1 protein-coding gene is annotated in these 997 nt (G+C 65.4%); it reads right to left on the bottom strand.

Features of this window, described 5'->3' with window-relative positions:
* On the bottom strand, nt 1-997 hold a 997-nt coding region (locus H4N64_RS44150), incomplete at both ends, for an AMP-binding protein (protein WP_186288258.1).

Raw genomic sequence — 997 nt, 5'->3', positions numbered from 1 at the left:
ATGTGGTTATTCAAGATCGGGGTACCGATGGGAACGACAGTCGGCCAGTCGGTATCCCGATCGTGCAAAGAGTGGCTGGTGACGACGTGTGTTTCGGCCGGGCCGTAGTTGTTCCGAAGCCGGGTCCGGGAATCGAGGAAGAACCTTTTGAGGCGGGCGTCCAGGGTGAGCGCTTCGCCCGCCTGGCACACCTCACGCAGGTCAGGCAGGTCGAAGCCGCCTTCCAGGGCTGCTTCGCACACCGCTTTGACCACCGGTGTCGGTGCGAACAGTTCGCTGATCCGCTCTTGACGCAGCCATGCCGCAAGCGCACGCGGATCAGCCCGAGTCTCGTCGTCCGGAATGATCAGCGACTTTCCTGTTGCCAGGCTGGACAGGATCTCCTGGACCGAGACGTCGAAGCCCAACGCGGTGAACTGGGCGACCCGTGAGTCCGTGCCACTGTCAGTGATGCCGATGTGCCAGCGCAACAGGTTCGTCAGCGCGCCGGACGTCATGGCGACGCCCTTCGGGACGCCGGTGGAACCGGAGGTGTAAATCAAGTAGGCGAGATGATCCGGGCGCAGTGATGGGCGGGGGTTCGCGCACGCCGTGGTGATCTCTTCGACCAGAAGGCACCGCACGCCCGTCCCGGCAACGGACTCGACTGTGGCCCTGTCGGTGACGACGACCACCGGGGCCGAGTCGTGGAGCATGGACTCCAGCCGGTTTGCCGGATAGGCGGGATCCACGGGCAGATAGACACCGCCAGCCTTCAAGACCCCCAGCAGTGTCGCGACCAGATCCGGCGAACGGGAAAGTGCCACCGCCACCACGGCGTCCGGCCCCACACCCGCGGCGGCGAGAGCGGCTGCGATGTCGTCGGCGCGGGCCTCGAGTTGCCGGTAGGTCAGCTCGAACTCCCCGAAAACCACAGCGGTCGCGTCCGGAGTCCGCCGTATCTGCTTCTCGATCACCTGGTAGGCCGTCGTCGTGGCGGCGGTCATTGCGGTGTCGT

It is taken from the genome of Streptomyces cupreus (assembly GCF_014257025.1).
In the GTDB taxonomy this organism is placed as follows: Bacteria; Actinomycetota; Actinomycetes; order Streptomycetales; family Streptomycetaceae; genus Streptomyces; species Streptomyces cupreus.
Note: the sequence above shows the minus strand (reverse complement) of the source record. Positions and strands in the feature narration are given on the sequence as shown.